This window comes from Neoaquamicrobium microcysteis (genome assembly GCF_008180155.1).
Lineage (GTDB): Bacteria > Pseudomonadota > Alphaproteobacteria > Rhizobiales > Rhizobiaceae > Aerobium > Aerobium microcysteis.
On sequence record NZ_VSZS01000066.1, the window covers coordinates 213,324 to 231,354 of the forward strand.

Here is an 18,031-nt window from a genome sequence, read left to right on the forward strand (position 1 = left end):
TTACTGCTTGAGTTCGAAAGTCACGTTCACCTGGATGCGATAGGTGTTTTCGCCGGCCTCGACAGGCACCGCATCGGCGGCGGCCTCCATGCGGTAGGCGCGCTGGCCCATCGGCACCGGCGGCGGGGTGAAGGCCTGTTCTGAAATCTCGACAATGCCGCCAAGGCTGACGCCTGCTGCTTCGGCAAGCGTTCGTGCGCGGGTGACCGCGTCTTCTACAGCGCGCTTGCGCGCCTCGGTGGTCGCTGCCGCCGGGTCGTCATTGGTGAAGGAGATGCTACCACCCTGGTTGACGCCCAGCGTGACCGAACGGTCGATGATCTCGCCCACGGCCGCTACGTCTCGCACCCGGACGGTTAGCGTATTCGAGACCTGATATGCGACGATGCGGGGCTGCTGCTCGCCGTCGTTGTTCTGGGGGTAGACATAGCGCGGATTGATCTGAAGGCCGGCTGTCTGCAGGTCGCGGGCCTCGATCCCGGCTTCCTTCATCGCCTCGATCACGGCTGCCATCGCCTCGTTGTTGGCGTCGAGCGCCTCACGTGCCGTAGCAGCCTCCCGCATCACCGCAAGCGAAACGATCGCCATATCCGGCGCCACGGCACTCTCGCCTTCACCGGTGACGATGATTCGAGGCTGAGAGTTGGCCTGCGACATATCCTGTGCGGCTGCGGCATGGGGAATGGCAAGCGCGGCGGCAAGCAGCAGCGGCACATATCTGCGGTTCATCTGGATCTCCGATGCGGTTGGTTGTCCCTCCATGCCGGGATAGGAAGCGATTATGGGTGGATTGCGGCGGCAGTCTTGTGCGGAAGCAAAAAAGCAACTAGGTCAGCGGCGTGGGGCCTGTAGCTCAATGGTTAGAGCCGGCGGCTCATAACCGCTTGGTTGGGGGTTCGAGTCCCTCCGGGCCCACCATTTCATAGTCGCGGTGAGGCGGGGCCTAATCTTCGCGCAATTGCTTGGGCCCCAGCGTCTGAAGTCTGGTCAGTCGTTGATACTTCCGTTCTAGACCATCAGCTGTCCGACATCTCATCTGGAAGCGTTCATTGGTTGTTGCGCGAAGCGTCGATCGTTTCCCGCAATGCGTCTGCGAGCTGCCGCCGTGTGTAGGGCTTTGCAAGTGGCCGGAAACGCATGGTGGCGCCGATGCTCTCGATGTCGGCGTAGCCTGTTGTCAGCAAAACCGGGAGGTTCGGATCACGGGCGCTGATTTCGTCTGCCATGGCGCGGCCATCGATCGGGCCGGGCATGACCACGTCGGAGAATACCAGATCGAACGGGCCGTCCGTTTCCAAGGTTCGCAATGCCTCCGTCGCATTGCCCGCGCATGTGACGGAATAGCCAAGCGAAACGAGCGTCCCGGAAGCGAAATCACGCACCATCTCGTCGTCCTCGACGACGAGAACACGCTCGCACCCACCCTGCACCGCCGCGGTCCTGGGGGGCTCGGCGACAGCATCAGCCAACATCAGTCGGGGGAAGAATAGTGAAATGGTTGTGCCGTAGTCCGGCTCCGACTGGATTTCGATGCGGCCTCCGGATTGCCGCATGAAGCCGTAAACCATGCTGAGGCCCAGCCCGCTGCCTTTGCCGAACGGCTTGGTCGTGAAAAAGGGCTCAAAGGCCTTCGCGCGCGTCTCTGCGTCCATGCCGATGCCGTTGTCAGCGATGCGGATGACAGCATCGTTGCCGTCCTGCGCCGTCGAAATGGTCAGTCTACCGCCTGCCGGCATCGCGTCGCGGGCATTGATGCAGAGATTCATGATGGACGCTTCCAGTTGCGCCGCATCCGCTCTCACGTGACCTGCCGTCCCATCGAGCTCGAAGCCCAGGATGATCGTTTCCCCGAGCGCGGTTCCCAGCAAGCCCTCCATGGCCCTGATGGATTTGTTGATACTCAGGGGCGCTGGCTCCAGAGGCTGCCTTCCCGCGAAGGTGAGAAGCTGGCGCGTGAGGGCGGCGCCTTGCCGGGAGGCCTTGTGGTTCAGCTTTGCGATCGCGGAAAGGCGCGGGTCGGCAATTTCGTCGGCCAGGGTCTCCGCCGTCCCGATGATAACCGTCAGCAGGTTGTTGAAGTCATGGGCGACGCCGCCTGTCAGTTGACCTATCGCTTCCAGCCGCTGTGCCTGCAGCCGTTTTGCCTCGTTCAGTCTTGTCTCGGTCACGTCGCGTACACCACCGACCATCCTGATCGCCGTGCCGGCGGTATTGCGGATGATATGGCCTTGATCGAGCACCTCGGCATAGGTGCCTGTTCCGCGGCGGAAGCGATACTCTTCCAGCCAAGTGTTCGCGTTCCCATCGATCGCGGCGAGTATGCTGGACACGACGCGCGCACGGTCGTCCGGATGTATCTTGGCTTCCCATATCCGGAAGCCATCCTCGACGGGTACGTCGTCATGCCCGAAGACGGATGCGATGTTGCTGTTCCACTGGACATCACCGGTCGCAATGTCCCAGTCCCAGATCGCGTCCGTCGTCATCATCGCGACGATCGAGAAGCGTTCTTCGCTTTCGGCCAACCGTTCGGCTGCGCTTTTTCTGTCTGTGATGTCACGACCCGTGGCGACGAAATGGGTGGCGCGCCCGTCCGGGCCGATAATCGGCGCGATGCTCATGCCCACCCAATATTCGCGCCCGTCCCTGGTGTAGTTGATGATTTCAGCCCGGATCGCCCTCGGCAGCGCGATTGCTTGCCTGATCTCATCGATGGTTGCGGCGTCGGTGCGCTGACCCTGGAGAAATTTCGGGGAACGGCCAAGCGCCTCCTCGCGTGAGTAGCCGGTGATTCGGACAAAGGCGTCGTTGACATAGACGATCTTCTGATCGCCCCCGGGCTGCGAGGGCGCGTCCGTGATGATGACGAAGTCCTCGATCCTCGAGATGGCCATTTCGAGCATATGCAAATGCTGTTCGTCTGCATGCCGCGTCGTCACATCACGGAAATAGATGGTCAACCCGGCCGTCCCCGGATAGGCGGTGACCGAGAACCAGGCGTTCAGCGACTCGTAGAACACTTCGAAATCCGCTGTCGTATTCTCACGAACGGCCCGCTCGTAGTGCTGCCTGATGATACCTGACGAGGCTTCCGGGAATTCCTCCCAGATCAGGCGCCCCAGCAGCGTCGAACGCGGGCGCTCAAGCAGGCGCTCGGCCTGGCGGTTGAGATAGGTGAAGCGCCAATCGGTATCGAGTTGGAAAAACGCATCGCTGATGTTTTCCATCGACTCGGCGAAACGACGTTCAAGATCCATCGCTGCATGCTCCAGCCGCTTGCGTTCGTCGATATCCTGGAGGGCGCCCTGGATACGGGAAACACGGCCCGTGTCATCGTAGATGGCGACGCCGATCGCTCGAACCCATTTTCTCCGGCCCGCGCCGTCGATTATCTCCAACTCGATGTCGTACGGCTCCCCGGTCGCCACGCACGATTCGAAGTGCCGCGTGATCGTGTCTCGCCATTCCGGAGCAAAATAGCCGATCCCTTCGTCGAGGGTGACCGTCTTTCCCTTCGGTCTTTCGTGGATCGCCCAGGTTTCGTCCGACCACTCGATCCGCCGGTCGGGCAGGTGCACCACCCATCCACCAAGTTTCGCGGCCTTGCTGGCGATTTCGAGAAGCGCCCGGTTTTCATGACGACCGCGAGGCTTGCGCCGCGCTCGGTTGTAACGAATGCCCCCCGCAATCAGGAGAGCGGCTCCGACCAGCCAAAGCCAGGCATCCGGCGGTGGGGCGAGAACGAGAACGGTTGTGCCGCCTATCAGCAATCCGGTCACAATCCGGTCCGCTGCACAATGTCTGAGCCAGGTCACCAGCGAGCGAAAGACGCTTCCGGCTTTTGCGTATGCTCCGCGCATGGTCTGTGTCGTCCTCGGCAGTAGTGTTCCCAAACGTGTCGATAATTTTGGCGGGCGCAGCAATCCATAAGTGGTCGCGGCACTTTAACCCTTTTTAAATTTGGGAAAGCGGTCGCTTAATTAAGGGTGGGCCTAATCGGTGCATCAACCGTGGAGTTCCGTGCCTTGATGGGGCAGCGGAGTTCGGTGAGCATCGGGGCCAACCTTTGACAACGAAGAAGAAATCGACCTATCTGAGCCGCGTCGAATCCGATTACTTCAGCCGCAACTGGTATCGCCGCGGCGCAAGGCTCCTTTGCCATCTCCTCTTCACCAGCAAGAAGCTGCGCAAAGCGCAGTTCGCTCGTTGCCTCGTCGTTGAAATCAGCGAAGGGGATGCGACCGTGCGTATAGGGGCGACGCAGATTCCCGATGAACTGTATCTCGTTATCGGCAAGTTCGAAGTCGTCGTGGGCTGCATCGTGGTTCGGCGCGATCTGGGGCTCCTGCATCTTCGCTTCGTGAAATTGCTGAAGCCGGAACTCGTCGATCGGCTGTCGCGCATGAAGCCGCGGCTTCCCACCTTGGAAAGCCCCAAGCCGGAACCCATATCTGCGAGCGAAGGCGCGCAGCCAATGCGGCGTCCCATGCCCTCTCTGCCCCATGGCGCACAGGAAAGAGGCATGGACCAGTTCACCGAGCATTCGAAAAAGCTATGAACATAATGATCATCGACGATCAGCGAGACGTCGTTGATATGATGCGGCTGAACTGGTCGGATACCCGCGACCGGCTGGATTGCCTGACATCCGTGAGGCAGGCGAACCGCTTCATAAACTCGAACGAACTCGCCGCCTACGACTGTATCCTCATCGACATCAACCTGCCTGACGGAAGTGGGCTGGAACTGCTTCGCGCGGCGCGCTCGCGTTCCGATGTTCCCATCATCATGATCTCGGGAGCCGGTGACGCCGACAGCCGTGCGGATGCCATCAGCGTTGGAGCAGACGATTACGTCATGAAGCCGTTCAGCGTGAAGGAATTGCGCGCGCGCGTCCATCGGGTGCATGAGGCGCGGCTGGGCCGCCACGACCGGCGACAGAGCGTTGCGTTCAGGATCGGCAATATCGATTGCGATATCAAGCGCCTGTCAATGGATTTCGAGGGCGCCAGCCGGACGCTAACCGCTCTCGAAGGACGCATACTGCAGGTTCTCTACGCCAGTTCCGGCGAGGACTGCCACAAGACGAGCATTGCGCGTCAGGCGCTCTTTCGCGAGCACGACCCGCGCGACAAGACGATCGACGTCTACATCAACCGGCTCCGCGGCAAGCTCGCGGAACTCGATATCGCAAGCGGCGATTGCATAAAGACGATCCGGGGCGTGGGCTATCGCCTGAGCGATCTCCCACAATAGCAGGGATAGGGGCACCATGCTTGAGCGCGTTGATCGTCAGGTGATGTCCGCGGACTGGAGCGGAACTGGCGGAAGCCACGAAGCGGCCCGCGTCGAACGGGTGAAACAGCTTTCCATCGTGACGGCCGGCCCGGACCCCGTGCTCGATGCATTGGTCGATGCGGCCTGCCATGCCGCCGATACACCGATCGGCCTCATCACCTTGCTCGATGGTGAACGCCAGTGGTTCAAGTCGAAGCGGGGGATCGAAGGCTACGGCTCCATCAGGGCGAGCGCCTTTTGCGACTACACGATCCGGTCTTCGAGACCCTTCATCGTGTCGGATGCAACCCGCGATATTCGCTTCGCCGACAATCCCTTCGTCACCGGAAGCGAGGGGATCCGCTTCTATGCCGGCGTCCCGCTGGAGATAGAGCCAGGGCTTCGTCTCGGCTCGCTTTGCGTTCTCGACCGCGTGCCGCGGCGCCTCGGCGCCGACGTGCGCGATTTGCTGGATCGGCTGGCACGGTGTGCCGTAGAACGTCTGCTGCAGTCGGAAGACCGGTATCTGTTGTCCCGTATCGACTCCACCCGGCTCGGTCGCGCAAAAGCGGAGAAGGCGGCCTTGGCTCTCGCGGAGGATGCGCTTGAGAAGGGCATCTTCACGCTTCACTTCCAACCCAAGATAGCGCTCGATACGGGGCGACGTGTGGGATTCGAGGCTTTGCTGAGGCTCAGGAAGCCCGATGGATCCGTGATCGGTCCGGCGACCTTTGCTGCAGCGCTCGACGAACCGACGATTTCTAGGCGCATCGGCAGTTACGTCCTGCGGAGCACCACGGAACAGGCTAGAGCGTGGCGGGCTGCGGGCGTCGATTTCGGACACATCGCCGTCAACGTTTCCTCCTCGCAATTCATCGCGCTTCCTGGCGGCCCAAGCCTCATCGATGAAGTTCTGGATGTTACCCGGTCGGCAGGACTATCCCCCAGGGATATCCAGATCGAGGTCACGGAAGGGGTGATGCTGTCGGAGCACGGCGGCGATGTCGGCGCCCAGCTTGAGGCGCTGCGAGCGGCAGGCTTCATCGTTGCCTTCGACGACTTCGGCACTGGCTTTGCGTCTCTCGTTCACCTGAAGGAGTTCGCCTATGACCAGATCAAGGTCGATGGCAGCTTCGTGCGTGCCATGACAGGCTCCGGCGCTGACCATGCCATCGTGAAGGCGATCGTCGACATGGCCAATGCGATGGGAAAGCACGTCGTCGCCGAGGGTGTGGAAACCCAAGCCGAACGCAACGCGCTGCAAGCGCTAGGCTGTCACTACGGCCAGGGGTTTCTCTTCGGCCGGCCGTGCGATGCAGTTGATATCAGTTTCCCGTCCGGGCGCTGAACCGCAGGACAAGCCGAGGGTTCACGAACTCCCTTGCTGAGGGCCGTAGCGTAGATGGAGTTGCCCATCATCGCCCGGCGCACTGCCTTGGTTCACCGCGTCTGTTGCAATTCTGCTTCGACCGCGGCCAGTCCCCGCAGACCTTCGCGGTCGCCGGTGCCGGCGACCGCCCGGAAGACGCGGCGGGCGTCGCCGGTCCTGTTGAGGCGCAGATAGGCGTAGCCGCGCAGCACCATCAGGTCGATACGCTCGGGCGCAATCTGGGCGCGCTGGTCCAGTGCCAGCAGTGTCTCTACATAGCGACCGCGCTCGAACGCGCCGGCCGCGCGCTGGGCCAGGATGGCCGTTTGCAGTTCGTTTGCCCGCGCCGGCGTCTGCGGGGCCGCCACGGCGGCAACCGCCGCCTCGTCGACCAATTCGGAACGCAGATATGCAAGGCTTTGTCCCCACGCGGCATCCCGCCTGATACGCTCTGACGAAGCCTGAAGGGCTATCTCGAATGCACGCGCGGCCTCGACCGGTCGGTTCGCGTCCATCAGGCACCAGCCTTGCTGCAGCGACGCCTCCGGGCCGGGAGATGCCGATCCCGCGCCGCAGGACGACCGGCGCGTGGGCTGCGTTGGTGTATTCGTGGCGGGAGCCAGCGTCGCTGTCGCCGGTGCTGCCTGAGGCGCTACGTTTGGGGCAATCGGGGAGGTTGGCGCATAGGCGGACGCGGCAATCCCAGTCTGCGGCATAGCAGCCGGCGCGGCCGCAGGTGCCGAGCTACGTTGCTGCACCGGTGGGGCAGGCGTTGTGGGAACGGCCGGGGCGGGCTCGGTGACGGCCAAGCCCACCTGCTGGATACGGTCCGAGCGCCCGGCCCAGATGCGCTTGATGTCGGCAAGTCCCGCCGCGTCGCCCAAAAGGTGTCGGGTCAGCGCGAGGCCGTAGGCCGAAGGCTCGTCGTCGGGGTTCCAGCCCAGCGCCGTCGAGAACCACTGGCCCGCCGTCTCGTGCTGTTCCCACGCCCGGGCATACCAGCCCAGCTGGCGGGCGGCCGCGACATCACGCGCCGCCGCGACCTCTGCGACGATGCGTGTGAGCACCTCGGCTGCAAGGGTAGGCCGGGGTTCCGTGCCGAGCAGGTTGGCGGCGGCACCCAGATAGACGTTGCGCGTATCCTCCGTCTCGCCGCGCCATGGATAGATGATTTCCTCGGCCTCGGCATGTTGCCCGCGCGCCATGAGCGCCAGGGCAAGGCCTTCCGAAGCGTCTGCGGAATCCTCGCTTTCGCGCGCCATGCGAAACCATTTCTCGGCTTCGACATAATTCTCGCGCTGCAGGTAGTACCAGCCGAGCAGCCGCGCGTCGGAGGCCGCACGCCCCTCGCTCGCCAGCCGGTCCACCCGCGCAAGTTGCTCGGCCGGCACGGTGGCCGTCGCGTCCTCGCCGCCGCGCGCTACCGCGTTGCGGGCGAGGTCGTCGCGCACCGGTGCGAACTCGCCGGTGCCGGCATCGTCGAAGCGCTCGAGCGCCAACAATTCATCGAGCATGGGCTGGTCGAGCAGCTGGCTCGCATTCTGGAGCGTGGCCCGCCGCTCCTGTGCGTTGTCGCAACTGGTGAGGATGTAGCGATAGGCATCCTGCGCCCGCGCCAGACGCTCCGTGCGCGCAAAGGCTTCAGCGACGCGCCACAGCACGTCCACCTCGCCGCAGGTCAGGAGTTGCGGGTTTTCCGAGCCGAGCCGGATGACCGTCTCGTACTGATCGATCTCGGATGCGTTTATGAGACGCTCCCGCGCTTCCGCCAGCGCCAGCCGGTCGAGCAGGTCGGCAGGAGGCTGCCAGCCCTGTTCGTCGCCCTGGCGTTGTGCGATAGCCTGCCGCGCCTCGGCGAGCCGGCCCTGGGAGTAAAGCTCCCATACAGCTTCCAGTTGCTCGTCCACATTGACCGGCACGGCAAGCGGGTCGGCCGGTGGGGTCCAGTCCGGATAGAGTGCGCGCAGGCGGGCGATTTCGATTTCCAGCCGTCGCGTGTCCCCCTGCCGGGCGAAGAAGCGGAGGGCCGTCTCATCCACGTTGGCAGGGGTGGGCGCAGCCTGAGGCGTTGCCTCAGCGGCCGGCGCCTGTGCCAGCTGCGGCGGCATCTGCTCCTCTGCCGAGGGCGCTTCATCGAGGCGGTGTGGGGCACCAGTGCCCGTCACCTCGCCCGAAACGGCTGGGTCCTCGATGCGCCAGTGCGTGGACGCCTGCGCCATCGCCGGCGCGGCAAGAGCCAGAGAGACAAGACAGACGCTTCCCGAAGCGGCGAGCCACCGCGTTGTCACAGGCATTGCGGGTGAGCCTCCCTGATGCCGGCGAGCGAGAGCAGGTGCAGCGTCGAGGGATAGTAGACGGTCGGCTCGAAACGGCGCAGGTCTTCAGGCAACGTCGTGCCATCCAAAACGCATCCCGCAAACGCCTGTATGATGCGGTAGCCTGCGTCCATAAGTTCTTCCTTCACCGCGCCCGTTTCGAGGTCGACCAGTGCTACCCCTCCATTCGCACCGGCAATTCCATCCCGCAGACGTCTCAACAACTCCATGTCTCCATCCTGCGCACGCATGAGATAGAGAGGGATTCGCAGGGCATTATAGCTGAATTCGGCAGCAAAACCCTCCGCCGGTTTCAGCGTGTCCCCAATTGCCAGCCAGTCGGGCGGCAGCTTCCTGTCGCCGAACGCTGCCGCTCGCACAAGCTCGACGCCGCTCTGCCCGAGGCTCTCCCAGCCGGCTTCCGGCGCAAGCTCCGCCATCACCGGCAACGCTTCGAAAATCCAGTAAGACAGGTTGACGACGGGCCCGTCGGGTCGATCGGCCGCGTCGAACCCGACGGCGCCGGGCCGCAGCAGGGTCCGGCCGTCGAAGTCGTAGATGGCGTGAGCCGCGAGCGCCTCGGCGATCTGCCGGGCGCTATCCACGAAGCGCTGCTCGCTCCAGCCGCGCCCGGCGAGTGCCAGCGCATAGGCGATCAGCAGGTCGCCGTCGGACGCGTTGTTCGGGTCCGTGACCGGCGGGGTGGCAGCAGGATCCCATTTCCATACCGCAAGCCCGTCGTCCCGCAGCATCAGCCGGGTGCGGGTGAAGGACCAGATATGTTCGAAGCCGGCGCGGTCGTCGGCAAGCCAGGCCAGCAGCAGGCCGTAGCCCTGTCCCTCGCTGTGCGAAATGTCTCCGTTCGCGTCGTCCACGACGCGGCCGTCCTCGCGCACGAAACGCGCCTTGTAGGCGACCCATTCCTGCGGTTCGACCGAAGGGGTGCGGTTTTGGGGGAGGGCATTCATGGGCCAGAAGACCGCGATCATGCAAAGGACGGTGAGGATATGCTTCACCTGCGTCTCCCCAGCCGGGATAGAAGCCCCGATGTTCCGATGCCGAGCAAGACGCAGGCGACAACCAGCAGGAGCGAATAGGACAGGATGTTGGCCGACAGCCAGTTGGCGACGATCAGGCGATAGTTGGTGAAGGAGGGTGGCTGCGATTCGACGAAGGATGCCGACGCCACGGGCCTGGACATCGTCGTCCGCAGGTCGCTGCCCAGTGTCGTGACCCTGCCCGAAAGCTGTCCCCATGTGCGGTGATCGGCCAGTCCGGCGGAGCCGGCGGCAAGTTGGTCCGTGCTCGGTGCGGCAATCACGGTCCACACGCCGTTGCCCGCCGGATTGGTGCCCTGCGCTATTAGCAGCGCATCGGCCTGCGAGGGGAGATAGGCGGTGTCGTCTGTGGGCGTGAAGCGCATCATGTCGATGGTGATGCCGAAGGTGCGCGAGAACCAGTCGCCTATATCGCCGAAGCCGGGGCGTTCCATCTGGCGCCTCCAGTCGTCCAGGCTGGCCTGATCGGGTCCCTGTCCGGCGGGTGCCGCCGCTGCTGTTGTCCACGAAGTGCGACTATCCTCGTTGACGCCCACCTGGGCCAGCACGCCGGCCGGGATGGCGTTGATCGCACCGATGAATATCGCGTCCTGTTGCCGGGCCGCATCGGTCGAGGTTGTCGCGGAAACCGGTATGGTGCGCCCCGCCGCAAGCGCGATGCGCGCGAGCATGTTCGCGGCGGTGGAGATGCCGGCGAGGTCGTCTCGTTCCAGCACGATGGCGACCGGGTCGTTGGCCAGGCCATAGGGATAGCCTGTGCCCGCCGTGGCGGACAGGTTCGGATATTGCCCGATGCGCCCGAAATCGGGCATCACGAAGCGCGAAGTGTCGAAAACCGCAAAGCGCGGCGTCTCGTCCGCCGCCGCGCCGGGCAGGCAGGCGTCGTCCTGCTCGGTCAGCAGCTCGGCCTCGACGGTGACCTCGTTAAGACCCGGCCGGAAATGCCTCATGGTCACCTTGATCGGCATCTGGTTGAGGATCGCGCCGCGCCGCTCAGTCAGCTGCATGGAAGCTGCGATATTGCCGTTGACGTAGACGTTGATAGACGAGCCGGGCAGAACCGCCGACGAATAGGCCGCGTCCAGAAGCAGCCGCGCCTCGCCATAGGAGCCGGCATAGAAGTCGGCCGGAATGGCGAAAGTGAAGCTGCGCATGTATCGCCTGCCCGAAAACTGCTCGGAAGGGATGCCCAGTTCGGCAAAGGTGAGGTTGCGCTGCTCGTACACCATGGGCGCGTTGGGGGTGCGCCACGATTCCGTTATGAGCGCTTCGCGCCGCGTGCCGCCCGCCCGGTCCACTGGGGCGAGGAGCTGGTCTATCGCCGCTCTCCATTCCTCGCGGCTGCGGCCGCTCACCACCAGCGTCGGTACGCTTTCGCCGTTGCGCGGCAGGAAGGTCGTCACCGAACCCTGCGCGGCACCGGGGGGCAACGTTCCCGCGGCCATCTGAAGTTCCTCAAGCGAACCCAAAAGCACGCGCAGCGACTGGTCGCGCCGTTCAGGATCGATGGCGCTGGCGATCGAAAACTCCAGGTTGGTCTGGTTGGCGTAGAGCGCGACGGCCTGCGCAAGCCGCAGGATATCCGCGGTCATGTCCAGCCGCTCCATCGCGGGCGCGACGATCTCCACCATGGTCCGACCCTCGGCATCCGGCGCGAGGGCGCGCAGGTCGCTCACGCCGACGAAAGTGTTTGCGGCGGAATCGGAGAATGAGAGGTAGGTCTGGGCCGCGTAGATCTCGGTCCACAATTCGTAGGTCGATGCGATGGTGCAGTCGGTGCGGTGGCGGTGGCGCACGCGCATGGTCAGATCGTTGCGCCCCGCCCGCAACAGCCCCGGCGGAACGGCGGCCTCGATGGAGGCGACGCCGTCGGCCGACCGCACCGCCTGATCGGCCACGACCGTGTTGTTGATGAAGACCTGGAGGCGCGAGCTTTCCGGCGCGGCTACCACGGCGTTCTGATAGCCCAGATGCAGTGTCGCGGCCGAAGCGGCCTGCGCGGCCGTGAGATGGACGGCCCAGCTGCGCGATGCGCTTTCGCCGCCAAGAACCAGATTGCCGTCCGGCAGCAGCTGGCGGCGAGCCTCGGCGGCTGGCTGCGTTGGCCGAACCGGCTGCACGGGCTGCGCTGCTTCGGGCTCGGGCTCTTCCTCCACGTCATCTTCCGTTGGCGCCGGTTGGGGCAGCGGTTCCGCTTCTTCCACCGGTGGGCGCTCAGGTGTCATGTCGAACGGTTGCTGCTGGGCGGCAGCGCCAGACGCGCCTGCCACCAGCAATGCGGCCAGCAGCAATCTCATGCTTTTGCCCCGCTGGGCAGCGGCGCTTCCTGAACCTGGGAGCCGCGGACGCCGCGCATGAAATAGACCAGGCCTCGCCAGGTCTGGAAGAAGGAGAGGCGCAGGAACCAGACCGTGCCCAGCAAGACGCCGGGGTTGCGCCTGCGTGTATGCTGAAACTGCGTCCATTGCTCCGCGTTGGCGAAGATCAGATCGGCCACGAGACGGTGATGCTCAGGCGCCGAGCGTATGTAGCGGCAGCCGATCATGACGCCTTCGCCGTCCTTCTCGCTGTTGCGGATATCGATGGGGAGCATTGCCCGTTCGCCGCCGGATTGCGGGATGAAACGAAGGTTGGCGTGCCCCTGCGCTATCAGCGGCTGTACGTTCTTCCCGTATACGCGCACTCGCGCGCCGTTCACCGACACATCCTCGATCGTGGCGGGAAGCCACTGGCCATCTTGCCCGAACTCGCAGCGGCGGTTGACCTTCACGCGCCTCGTGGCCGTCCATTCGCGGCGCTCCGAAACGACACCCAGCGCACAGCCGGCGAGGATCAGGTTCAGCAGGTTCCAGCCGCCGACCACCAGCGTGACGTCCGCCTTCCACGGTTCGGCATAGACCCGCCATGCAGTGACGGCCACGCCCACAAGCAGCACCGCGAAGATGACGAAGAACGGCCGGCTCAGCTCCGACAGCCGGCTGGTGGAAACCGATTCGTCCTTGGCGGTCACCTTGAAGGTGGGCTTTCGCGGGTTGAGCATCACCGACACGACGGCTGGCAGCAGGTGCACCGACTGGATGTATTCGTAGAGCTCCGAAATCCATGGCCAGCGGAAATTGCCGTAGAGATAGTTCTGCATCATCAGGTTCACGACCATGTAGCTGAGCGTGTAGGCGAGGAACTCGCCCCCCGATGCCGTGAAGATCTGAAGGTCGAAGAACAGATAGAAAAGCGGCGCGAACAGGAAGATCGTGCGCGGAAACGGAAACAGCCAGAACAGCGTGGACGACATGTAGCACAGCCGCTGCGGCAGGCTCAGCCCGCGCTTGAGCGGCGGGAAACGGAACCGCAATATCTGCATCATCCCCTGCGCCCAGCGGCTGCGCTGGCCGATGAAGCTGGCAAACGTCGTCGGCTGGAGCCCTGCGATGAGCGGCTTGTCGACATAGACGCTGTTCCACCCGCGCGAGTGAAGCTCAACCGCCGTCTCGCAATCCTCGGTGATGCTGATGCCGGAGAAGCCCTGCGTTTCTTCCAGCGCCTTGCGGTTCAGCACGGCGGCAGAGCCGCAGAAGAACGACGCGTTCCACTTGTCGAGACCGCGCTGGATGATGCCGTAGAACATCTCGTTTTCTGACGGCATCTTCTCGAAAGTCCGCAGATTACGTTCCAGCGGATCGGGGTTCAGGAAGAAGTGGGGCGTCTGGACGAGGAAGAGCTTCGGGTCTTCGTTGAAATAGCCCACCGTCTCGCGCAGGAAGCTGCGGGCCGGCGCGTGGTCGGCGTCGAACACGGCGATCAGCGCGCCAGTCGAATGGGCAAGGCCGTTATTGAGATTGCCGGCCTTTGCGTGCTCGTTGCGCTCGCGCGTCAGGTAGTTCGCCCCCAGATCCGCGCACAGCTTCTGCAATTCGGCGTGGCGTTCTTCGGCCTCCTGCGCTGCCACGACGTTGTCGGCATTGCGCTTCTGCACGGTTCCGCCGTCGTCCAGCAGCCAGACGGTGAAGCGATCCTTCGGATAGTCCATCGCTTGCGCCGCGGCGATCGTGTCGGCCAGCAGCGAAGGCTCTTCGTTGTATGTCGGTATGAAGACGTCGACCGTGGGCAAATCCTCTTCCGCGACCGAAATGGACGGACGGGAGGGAAGCGGCTTGGCAACGATGAACAGGCTGAGCGCCAGCATGAACACGCTGTACATCTCCGCCAGATAGAGCAGCAGGCCGGGAATGAAGTTCTCCAACTGGCTGACCGGCGGCAGCGTGCTCGTCGTGCGCCAATAGACGTAGCGCATGACGATGGCCGTGCCGAGCGCGAGCGCGATCAGCCGCCAGGTCCCTCCGGCGCCTACGAGCTTCAGCGTCATCATTGCCGTCAGGACGACAGCGCCGGCGATCAGGTGGGTCTGCAGGTTTATAGGCAGCGATACGATCAGCAGAACCATGACGGCAGCCGCCGCCCACAAAAGCACAATAAGAAGCCTGCTCATCGCAAATCCCTCGTCGTACCGCCGTCGAAACGGCGAGCGTTCCGGTGAACGCGATGATGCCACCCGGTCCGATTTTTCAGGTGCACTCGAAGGTGGCGCAAAGCCGATCCCCACTTCAACCGATGAGGGGCGCTAGAGTTTGGCATTTGTGCGATCATTGCCGGCAAAGCTCTGATCCTGCTTAATCTTTGGTAAAGTCGGCGGGCGACATCCTGATTGCGTGAACTATTGTCCCGGCGGGGGCGGCGGCACGACGGGCGCCGGTTCGGCCTGCGCGGCAGGCGGCGGCGGGATGAGCGGAGCACCGGGCGGCGGCGCAGGCAGCACCGGCCGGACAGGGGCTTGTGGCGGCGGGGCGGCAACCCGCCTCACTGCCTGTTCCCGGGGAGGGGCTGGCGCATCGAGCATCGTGTCGAAGCCGGTGGATGAGCCGGGCACGATCACCTGGCCCGGACTGCCAAGCCGCGGGTCTGCCGCCTGCGGGGTGCCGTAGGGGTTCCAGTTTTCCCCGCCGAAGGATGCGTTGATCGTGTAGCCGTACATCAGCGCCAGAAGGCCCCGCTCGCTGGCTCCCGCCTGGCATATGCGCAGGCGTACCTGAACCGTGCCGAGATTGCCGAAGGGCGCCCCGTTGCGGCTGCCGGCGATACGCTGCCAGGCATAGAGGCAAAGGTCTGCGCCCGACGTTCCGGTCGCGTAGCCGAACGGGCCGTAGCCGTTTTGGGTATAAAGCGGCGAGCGCTGCATGGCGACGCCGGGAAACTGCGCACGCATCTCACGCCGCAGTTCCGCGTCGTGAAGCCGGCGGTCGACCAGAGGCGTTTCGCCGCCCTCCCGGCCGACAGGGCCGAAAATCTGCACGCGCAAGAGATTCTGGCCGGAAACGGCGGACCGTGTGGTCAGCGCGATGTCCTGCTGGATGGCGTTGGAGTAGCGCCTCTCAACAATGCCGGCGATCGAGGGTCCGCCGGGCGGCAGCAATGCAATCGCCTCCTGCGCGGCAACGCCGCGCGCCAGCGAAGATCGCTCCAGCTGCGTGTCAGTCTGTGCACAGGCGACCAGAAGCAGACCGAACAGTGCAGGCATCAGTTGCCGCGCCGGATGCTTTCGTTCATTTTGGCCTCTGCCGGCCAGAGTTTGCGCTCCAGTCGTCATCCTTGCCCGAATCGGTTGGCCCACCATCCCCAGCTGTTCCTAGCGCCTCAGGCGAAACGACGAAAGCGGCAAGCGATCAAAACGTTCGATACTTCTCCGCACCGGTATCCCGGTAGCTTGAGAGCGCGGGCGGCGGGGGGCTCTTGTGGAAACGAGCGCCTTTTAGCCACAGTCTTAGGGCCTGCCAGTGAATGCCGGCCACCACCTTCAGTGTCATGAACGGGAACCTGACGAGGCATACGGCGAGCGAAGCATCGGTGAGGGGAACCGCATCGCCGTGGAACGTCGCCGCCAGCAGCGGCTCGCCGCTTTCGGTTTCGTGGATGCGCAGCCGTACCGTCCTGCCGGGTGGCATAACGCGGAAATGGTAGCGCGCGTCCATGCCGACGAATGGCGAGACGTGAAAGACCTTGGCGCGCGTTTGTCTCACGCCGGCAGGCGTCAAGTCGGTGGCTTCGACGGGGGCGATATAGATGTGGCGCTCGCCGAATGTGTTGCGCACGGCGTAGATGAGGGCGAGCAGCTCGCCGTTGCCGTCATAGGCAAAGAACACCGAGATCGGATTGAAGACGTAGCCGAAGACGCGCGGATAGGCGAGCAACAACACGCGCGCGGCAGGTCGGTGCAGCCCCGCGCCTGAAAGCAGCCGGTCGACGAACTGCCGCAGCGTCTCACCCGTCTGCTCGACGTGGTCGGCTTCACGAAAAGACAGGATGCCCGCGCGGTTGACGGCAAGCAGCCTCGTCATTCCTGCAAGTTCGTCCAGCCTGTCGATGTCGACCAGAAGTGAGAAGACCGAGTATTCGAAGCGGTGGCCGAACGGCTTCAGCCGCTGATGCATGACCTTGCCCGGATAGAGTGCGGCTGGAGCACCCGGCGGCGGCCCATTGGCGGCCATGGTGGTTATGCGCTCGGAGGTCATGCTTCGTCCTTCATGGCCTGATAGGCGGCAAGGGCACGATCACGCGCGCGGCCATGGTCTACAACGGGCGGGGGGTAGGTTTTGCCGAGTTCCATCCCGGCTTTGGCGAGTACATCCTTGGGCGCTTCCCACGGTTTGTGAAGGTAGCGGTTGGGCAGCTTCGCCAGCTCCGGCACGAATTGACGAACATAGTCGCCTTTCGGATCGAACTTCTCGCCCTGAAGAACCGGATTGAATATGCGGAAATAGGGTGCCGCATCGGCGCCTGATCCCGCCACCCACTGCCAGTTGGCGGGGTTGCTGGCGGGGTCGGCATCGACCAGCGTGTCCCAGAACCAGCGCTCCCCCTCTCGCCAGTCTATCAGGAGATGCTTGGTGAGGAGCGACGCGGCAATCATGCGGACGCGGTTGTGCATGGCGCCGGTCTGCCACAGTTCCCGCATGCCGGCATCGACGATCGGATAGCCGGTCAGGCCTTTCTGCCAGCGGCGCAGGGCCTTGTCGTCGGACACCCATGCGAAAGTATCGAATGATGGCTGGAAATTCTTCCGGTGAAGCTCGGGATTGTGGAACAGAAGATGGTGGCAGAATTCGCGCCAGCCGACCTCCTTGCGGAAAGTGGCGACGTCCGCACTTCCTGCCTTCCCACGGCCATCGCGCAACGCAGCAAAAATCTGATAGGGCGTGATCTCGCCATGCGCCAGATGTGGAGATAGCCGGGAGGTTGCAGGCCGGGCCGGGAAGTCGCGCCCTTCTCCATAGTCGTCGAGGCCGTCTTCCAGGAACGCCTCCAGACGTTCGTGAGCGCCATGTTCACCCGGGGACCAGTTTTCGCGCAGGCCGCCCGCCCAGTCCGGCGCAGTGGGGAGCGGGAGAACGTCGTCTATGCGCAGCGCGTCGACCTTTCCCTCCCAGCCGTGCAGAGAGGAAGGCGCATCGACCGGATCACGAGGCTCGGGGCCGGAAGAGAGGGTTTTCCAGAACGGTGTGAACACCTTGTAGTAGGATCCAGAGCCGTTCTTGAGGCGCGAAGGTTCGTGCAGCAGGTGCCCTTCGAAGCTTTCGGCGTGCAGTCCGCGCTGACGAAGCGAGCATTTCATCGCAGTGTCGCTGGCGATCCCGCCCGGGTCGTAGCGGCGGTTCCAGAAGACGCAAGAAGCACCCGTTTCGGCGATGAGGTCGTCGACGACCTCCGTCATTCTTCCCCTGCGGACGGCAAGGCGCGCGCCAAGCCTATCGAGCTGCTTCTCGAGTGCCGCAACCGAGTGGTGCAGCCACCAGCGAGATGCACCGCCGCGTGGCCGCACACCGTCGCTCTCCTCGTCCAGAACGAATACGGGAAGCACAGGCGAAGCCGCCTCCGCCGCATGATATAAGGCGGCGTTGTCGGCTATCCGCAGGTCGTTTCGAAACAGGACAAGCGTCGGGCCTTCGCTCATCTTGCGGACT

12 protein-coding genes and 1 tRNA gene are annotated in these 18,031 nt (G+C 63.9%); 4 read left to right on the plus strand and 9 right to left on the minus strand.

The features are described from left to right. Complete coding sequence (locus FY036_RS18130) at nucleotides 1-729, minus strand: SIMPL domain-containing protein (RefSeq protein WP_148916166.1); 729 nt, start codon at nucleotides 727-729, stop codon at nucleotides 1-3. A gap of 113 nt (nucleotides 730-842) precedes the next feature. Between FY036_RS18130 and FY036_RS18135 the strand changes: the two genes are divergently transcribed. Then, nucleotides 843-918: transfer RNA gene (locus FY036_RS18135), tRNA-Ile, on the plus strand. A 128-nt stretch (nucleotides 919-1,046) separates the two neighbouring features. On the opposite strand, the gene FY036_RS18140 is transcribed toward FY036_RS18135, so the two are convergent. Beyond that, nucleotides 1,047-3,860, minus strand: a complete 2,814-nt coding sequence (locus FY036_RS18140) for a hybrid sensor histidine kinase/response regulator (RefSeq protein ID WP_148916167.1) — start codon at nucleotides 3,858-3,860, stop codon at nucleotides 1,047-1,049. A gap of 206 nt (nucleotides 3,861-4,066) precedes the next feature. Between FY036_RS18140 and FY036_RS18145 the strand changes: the two genes are divergently transcribed. From FY036_RS18145 to FY036_RS18155, 3 genes are read left to right on the plus strand one after another with little or no spacing between them, the layout of a single operon-like run. Then, the gene (locus FY036_RS18145; RefSeq protein WP_148916168.1) at nucleotides 4,067-4,558 is read left to right on the plus strand and encodes a hypothetical protein; all 492 of its coding nucleotides are present in this window, start codon (nucleotides 4,067-4,069) and stop codon (nucleotides 4,556-4,558) included. After that, the gene (locus FY036_RS18150) at nucleotides 4,555-5,256 is read left to right on the plus strand and encodes a response regulator transcription factor (RefSeq protein ID WP_148916169.1); all 702 of its coding nucleotides are present in this window, start codon (nucleotides 4,555-4,557) and stop codon (nucleotides 5,254-5,256) included. The genes FY036_RS18145 and FY036_RS18150 overlap by 4 nt, the downstream gene beginning before the upstream one ends. A 16-nt stretch (nucleotides 5,257-5,272) precedes the next feature. Further along, nucleotides 5,273-6,625: a sensor domain-containing phosphodiesterase gene (locus tag FY036_RS18155; protein WP_148916170.1), complete on the plus strand. Its 1,353-nt coding sequence runs from the start codon at nucleotides 5,273-5,275 to the stop codon at nucleotides 6,623-6,625. Nucleotides 6,626-6,717: 92 nt separating this feature from the next. Here the strand turns inward: FY036_RS18155 and FY036_RS18160 are convergent, their stop codons facing one another. The 7 genes from FY036_RS18160 to FY036_RS18190 form a co-directional block, all read right to left on the minus strand. Further along, nucleotides 6,718-8,940 carry a tetratricopeptide repeat protein gene (locus tag FY036_RS18160; RefSeq protein WP_148916171.1) on the minus strand — a complete coding sequence of 741 codons (2,223 nt, stop codon included), beginning with the start codon at nucleotides 8,938-8,940 and terminating at the stop codon, nucleotides 6,718-6,720. Then, a complete protein-coding gene (locus FY036_RS18165; protein WP_201744801.1) occupies nucleotides 8,931-9,977 on the minus strand; it encodes a glycosyl hydrolase family 8 in 1,047 nt (348 codons plus the stop codon). Before FY036_RS18165 ends, FY036_RS18160 begins: the two co-directional genes overlap by 10 nt. After that, nucleotides 9,974-12,316: a cellulose biosynthesis cyclic di-GMP-binding regulatory protein BcsB gene (locus FY036_RS18170; RefSeq protein ID WP_148916172.1), complete on the minus strand. Its 2,343-nt coding sequence runs from the start codon at nucleotides 12,314-12,316 to the stop codon at nucleotides 9,974-9,976. Before FY036_RS18170 ends, FY036_RS18165 begins: the two co-directional genes overlap by 4 nt. Beyond that, a complete protein-coding gene (gene bcsA, locus FY036_RS18175; protein WP_148916173.1) occupies nucleotides 12,313-14,505 on the minus strand; it encodes a UDP-forming cellulose synthase catalytic subunit in 2,193 nt (730 codons plus the stop codon). The genes FY036_RS18170 and bcsA overlap by 4 nt, the downstream gene beginning before the upstream one ends. Before the next feature lie 225 nt (nucleotides 14,506-14,730). After that, nucleotides 14,731-15,591, minus strand: coding sequence for a cellulose biosynthesis protein BcsN (bcsN, locus tag FY036_RS18180; RefSeq protein WP_161601166.1), 861 nt, complete (start codon nucleotides 15,589-15,591; stop codon nucleotides 14,731-14,733). A gap of 145 nt (nucleotides 15,592-15,736) precedes the next feature. Next, nucleotides 15,737-16,582, minus strand: a complete 846-nt coding sequence (locus FY036_RS18185; protein ID WP_148916175.1) for a DUF1365 domain-containing protein — start codon at nucleotides 16,580-16,582, stop codon at nucleotides 15,737-15,739. Beyond that, nucleotides 16,579-18,021 carry a cryptochrome/photolyase family protein gene (locus tag FY036_RS18190; RefSeq protein ID WP_148916176.1) on the minus strand — a complete coding sequence of 481 codons (1,443 nt, stop codon included), beginning with the start codon at nucleotides 18,019-18,021 and terminating at the stop codon, nucleotides 16,579-16,581. The genes FY036_RS18185 and FY036_RS18190 overlap by 4 nt, the downstream gene beginning before the upstream one ends. Nucleotides 18,022-18,031 lie beyond the last annotated feature (10 nt).

Bases quoted from the DNA above. Each gene is read 5' to 3' on its own strand.
- FY036_RS18190 (WP_148916176.1), bottom strand. From the start codon at position 18,021: ATGAGCGAAGGCCCGACGCTTGTCCTGTTTCGAAACGACCTGCGGATA.
- bcsN (WP_161601166.1), bottom strand. From the start codon at position 15,591: ATGCCTGCACTGTTCGGTCTGCTTCTGGTCGCCTGTGCACAGACTGAC.
- FY036_RS18150 (WP_148916169.1), top strand. From the start codon at position 4,555: ATGAACATAATGATCATCGACGATCAGCGAGACGTCGTTGATATGATG.
- FY036_RS18185 (WP_148916175.1), bottom strand. From the start codon at position 16,582: ATGACCTCCGAGCGCATAACCACCATGGCCGCCAATGGGCCGCCGCCG.
- FY036_RS18130 (WP_148916166.1), bottom strand. From the start codon at position 729: ATGAACCGCAGATATGTGCCGCTGCTGCTTGCCGCCGCGCTTGCCATT.
- FY036_RS18170 (WP_148916172.1), bottom strand. From the start codon at position 12,316: ATGAGATTGCTGCTGGCCGCATTGCTGGTGGCAGGCGCGTCTGGCGCT.
- FY036_RS18140 (WP_148916167.1), bottom strand. From the start codon at position 3,860: ATGCGCGGAGCATACGCAAAAGCCGGAAGCGTCTTTCGCTCGCTGGTG.
- bcsA (WP_148916173.1), bottom strand. From the start codon at position 14,505: ATGAGCAGGCTTCTTATTGTGCTTTTGTGGGCGGCGGCTGCCGTCATG.
- FY036_RS18160 (WP_148916171.1), bottom strand. From the start codon at position 8,940: ATGCCTGTGACAACGCGGTGGCTCGCCGCTTCGGGAAGCGTCTGTCTT.
- FY036_RS18155 (WP_148916170.1), top strand. From the start codon at position 5,273: ATGCTTGAGCGCGTTGATCGTCAGGTGATGTCCGCGGACTGGAGCGGA.